Here is a 3,351-nt window from a genome sequence, read left to right as displayed (position 1 = left end):
GGACGGCGACCTTGTCCGCGATGGCGTGGAAGCGGCTGGAGCCGAGGGCTTGGAGGGCGGTGGAGTGGGCTCGGGTGCGGGCGAGGTTCAGCTGGCGGTCGAGTAGGGCGCCTGCTTTTGCTGCTCCTACGGTCAGGTTGCTGCGTTCTGTGGTGCTGGTCGGGGGGGTGCGCAGCCCGGCGTCGCGGGGTGCCGCTCTCGTTGGGACGGGCGCCGCCCCAGCGGCACGACTGCCCGCAGCTCGGTCGGCGCGCGCGCCCGCGGCTGCGTCCGCACGCGTGCCCGCAGCTAGGTCGGCGCGCGCGCCCGCTGCTACGTCCGCACGCGTGCCCGGGGCTGCGTCGGCGCGCGTGCCCGCGGCTGGGGCGGAGCCCGAGAGGCGGTGCAGCGCCGTCAGGAGGCGGTCCAGGCGGGACGTGTACGCGTGTTCCATCGCCAGCGTGCCCGAGACCCAGGCCAGTTCGGGGCGCATGCCCTCGCACCAGTCCGTGTCGAGGAGGGGCTGGAACGTATGCAGGCTGGCGCTGATGCGTCGGGCCGAGCGGCGCAGCGCGCGGGCCGCCTCGACGGACCCCTCCGAGCCGTTCGCCCCGGAACCGGTCTCCCGGTGCAGGCGCAGCGCGCGGAGGAACTCCGTGGCCTGGACCCTCAGGTAGCCCGCGAGGGTGTCCCCGGTGGGGGCGGGCCCGGCCAGGGGGTCCGTCGGGTCAAGGTGTTGCTGTGCCACGCCGGCGCCTCCGGGCGTCTATGAGCATCTCCTGGACGTTGCGCAGGGGCTGGCCGTCCGCGTCGGTCGCATGCCGGGTCCAGTCGCCGTCCGGGCCGAGGTGCCAGGAGGCGGTGGCGTCGGACATGCCGGTCTCCAGCAGCCGGTTCAGGGCAGCCCGGTGGGCCGGGTCGGTGACCCGGACCAGGGCCTCTATCCGGCGGTCGAGGTTGCGGTGCATCATGTCGGCGCTGCCGAACCAGATCTCGGGCTCGCCGCCGTTGCCGAAGGCGAAGACACGGGAGTGTTCGAGGAAGCGGCCGAGGATGGAGCGGACCCGGATGTTCTCCGACAGGCCCGCCACGCCCGGGCGCAGCGCGCAGATGCCGCGCACCCACACGTCCACCGGCACGCCCGCCTGGGCCGCGCGGTAGCAGGCGTCGATGACGGCCTCGTCGACCATCGAGTTGACCTTGATACGGACGTACGCGGGCCGTCCGGCGCGGTGGTGCTGGATCTCCTTGGTGATCCGCGAGACCAGGCCGTCGCGCAGCGACTTGGGGGCGACGAGCAGCCGGCGGTAGGTCTCGCGGCGGGAGTAGCCGGAGAGGCGGTTGAAGAGGTCCGAGAGGTCCGCGCCGACCTGCGGGTCGGCCGTGAGCAGGCCGAGGTCCTCGTAGAGGCGGGCGGTCTTCGGGTGGTAGTTGCCGGTGCCGACGTGGCTGTAGCGGCGGAGCGTCTCGCCCTCCTGGCGGACCACCAGCGACAGCTTGCAGTGGGTCTTCAGGCCGACCAGGCCGTAGACCACGTGGCAGCCGGCCTCCTCCAGCTTGCGCGCCCACTTGATGTTGGCGTGCTCGTCGAAGCGGGCCTTGATCTCGACCAGGACGAGGACCTGCTTGCCGGTCTCGGCGGCCTCGATGAGGGCGTCGACTATGGGCGAGTCGCCCGAGGTCCGGTACAGGGTCTGCTTGATCGCGAGGACGTCCGGGTCGCCGGCCGCCTGCTCCAGGAAGGCCTGGACGGAGGTGGAGAACGAGTCGTACGGGTGGTGCAGCAGGACGTCCCGCTCGCGCAGGGCGGCGAAGATGTCCGGCGCGGAGGCCGACTCGACCTCGGCGAGGTCGCGGTGGGTGCCGGCGACGAACTTGCGGTACTTCAGCTCCGGCCGGTCGAGGGAGGCGATCCGGAACAGGCCCGTGAGGTCCAGGGGGCCCGGCAGCGGGTACACCTCGGCCTCGCTGATCTTCAGCTCGCGCACCAGCAGGTCCAGGACCTCGCGGTCGATGGACTCCTCGACCTCCAGGCGCACCGGCGGCCCGAAGCGGCGCCGCATGAGCTCCTTCTCCAGGGCCTGGAGCAGGTTCTCCGCGTCGTCCTCCTCGACCTCCAGGTCCTCGTTCCTGGTGAGGCGGAAGGCGTGGTGCTCCAGCACCTCCATGCCCGGGAACAGCTCTTCCAGGTGGGCGGCGATGACGTCCTCGATGGGGACGTAGCGGCCCGGGGAGCTCTCCAGGAAGCGGGACAGCAGCGGCGGCACCTTCACACGGGCGAAGTGCTTGTGGCCCGTGACCGGGTTCCGTACGACGACGGCCAGATTCAGGGAGAGGCCGGAGATGTACGGGAAGGGGTGGGCCGGGTCGACCGCCAGCGGCGTCAGCACGGGGAAGATCTGGTGCCGGAACAGGGTGAACAGGCGGGCCTGCTCCTTCTCCTGGAGCTCGCTCCAGCGGACCAGGTGGATGCCCTCCTCCGCGAGTGCGGGGGCCACGTCCTCGTGGTAGCAGGCGGCGTGCCGGGCCATGAGCTCGCGGGAGCGGGCCCAGATCATCTCCAGCACCTCGCGCGGCTGGAGGCCGGAGGCGGAGCGGGTGGCCACGCCGGTGGCGATACGGCGCTTCAGACCGGCCACGCGGACCATGAAGAACTCGTCCAGGTTGCTGGCGAAGATCGCGAGGAAGTTGGCCCGCTCCAGCAGGGGCGTGTTCGGGTCCTCGGCGAGTTCGAGGACCCGCTCGTTGAACGCGAGCCAGCTGCGCTCCCGGTCGAGGAAGCGCCCCTGGGGCAGTTGGACACCGTCGACCTGCGACTCCTCGTACGCGTCGAGGTCGGCGTCGATGTCGGGTTCGAGGTCGGAGACGGCCGCCGCGATGGTGTGCGGGCGGTGGGCTGCTATGGAGCCCACGGAGGGCTGCGCGTGCTGGACCTGTGCCTGGGTGTTCGGCTGGCTCATGGCCCCATTCTTCCGCGCCGCGAGCATCACGGGCGCGTCGGACAGCGCGGGCGGGAGCGGGGGCGTCACATGAGTGGTCCCGTTCCCCCCAGGCCCCTCTGGGGGCGGTGAAGGCTCTGGCACGGCGGGAGTCATTGGCCGAGCCTCGCAAGCCCGTCTGAATCGATGGTTACGGCGACATGACGTGTGGGATAGCGCGGGGCGGCTCGCGGGGGTCGTCCGGGAGAGGGCGGCCGGGCAGGGTGCACGGCCGTCCACAGGTTGTGGACGGTTCCTGCGAGCACCCCCGGGCTGTTCCTGCGAGCGCCCTCCGGGCGGTTCCCGCGAGCCGTCCCCCAGCGGTTCCCGCGAGCCGCCCCCGGTCGGCCCGCGCGACCGCCCCCCGGGCGGTATCCCGCGAGCGCCCTCCGGC

The 3,351-nt window shown here is 72.3% G+C and carries 1 protein-coding gene and 1 pseudogene; both read right to left on the bottom strand.

Features of this window, described 5'->3' with window-relative positions:
- Positions 1 to 727 (bottom strand): annotated as a pseudogene (locus CCL05_RS37790) (CHAD domain-containing protein); the annotation flags it as partial.
- Positions 708 to 3,074, bottom strand: a complete 2,367-nt coding sequence (locus tag CCL05_RS37785; protein ID WP_086565151.1) for an RNA degradosome polyphosphate kinase — start codon at positions 3,072 to 3,074, stop codon at positions 708 to 710. The pseudogene CCL05_RS37790 and the gene CCL05_RS37785, both read right to left, overlap by 20 nt.
- Between the last annotated feature and the right edge of the window lie 277 nt (positions 3,075 to 3,351).

This window comes from Streptomyces africanus, assembly GCF_002150735.1.
Classification (GTDB): domain Bacteria; phylum Actinomycetota; class Actinomycetes; order Streptomycetales; family Streptomycetaceae; genus Streptomyces; species Streptomyces africanus.
This window is presented reverse-complemented; position numbering and strand designations above follow the sequence as displayed.

What these genes read in the sequence shown, in the direction of transcription:
- CCL05_RS37785 (WP_086565151.1), bottom strand. Translation starts at nt 3,074, where the DNA reads ATGACTCCCGCCGTGCCAGAGCCTTCACCGCCCCCAGAGGGGCCTGGG.